We start from the raw sequence: 945 nt of genomic DNA on the forward strand, positions 1-945 counted from the left end.
GGTTCCTTATATGATGAAAGATGTTCACCAGCTAAGTACTGCCGAAATCGGAAGTGTAATTATTTTCCCTGGAACAATGAGTGTCATTATTTTCGGCTACATTGGTGGGATACTTGTTGATAGAAGAGGTCCTTTATACGTGTTAAACATCGGAGTTACATTTCTTTCTGTTAGCTTTTTAACTGCTTCCTTTCTTTTAGAAACAACATCATGGTTCATGACAATTATAATCGTATTTGTTTTAGGTGGGCTTTCGTTCACCAAAACAGTTATATCAACAATTGTTTCAAGTAGCTTGAAACAGCAGGAAGCTGGTGCTGGAATGAGTTTGCTTAACTTTACCAGCTTTTTATCAGAGGGAACAGGTATTGCAATTGTAGGTGGTTTATTATCCATACCCTTACTTGATCAAAGGTTGTTACCTATGGAAGTTGATCAGTCAACTTATCTGTATAGTAATTTGTTATTACTTTTTTCAGGAATCATTGTCATTAGTTGGCTGGTTACCTTGAATGTATATAAACATTCTCAAAGGGATTTCTAAATCGTTAAGGGATCAACTTTGGGAGAGAGTTCAAAATTGATCCTTTTTTTATAACAGGAATTCAAATCTTTTTGTTCCATTAAAGGGCGCGTTTATTGAAGAACGAAGATCGTCATTTGACGGTCTTTTTTTTCGTCTAAAAGCTGATGAGCTGCAGAACGAAAAACGTGGCATTCGTCAACGGTAAATGTCTGACTGACCAACGGGAAGGAATTTAAGGAGTTGACGAATTTCGCAAAACCCGAACCCTCTCGGCACGTCAAAAGGCAACACCTTTTGACCTGCCTACCGGCGAGGGAGCCCCCTCAAAATTGAGGGGGATGGGGGAGTTTTTGGAGGGGGTCGAGGGGAAACTTTTCCCTCGTGGGTTTGGGCAACGCCCAAGGTCTTTTCTTTTGATT

Annotated in this window: 1 protein-coding gene; it reads left to right on the plus strand. The window is 39.7% G+C overall.

From position 1 onward, the window contains the following. Positions 1 to 544, plus strand: a 544-nt coding sequence (locus tag QI30_RS18625; protein ID WP_126992068.1) for an MFS transporter, incomplete at its 5' end; no start/stop codon positions are given. Between the last annotated feature and the right edge of the window lie 401 nt (positions 545 to 945).

The sequence above is a fragment of the Candidatus Kurthia intestinigallinarum genome, assembly GCF_003991225.1.
GTDB classification, from domain to species: domain Bacteria; phylum Bacillota; class Bacilli; order Bacillales_A; family Planococcaceae; genus Kurthia; species Kurthia populi.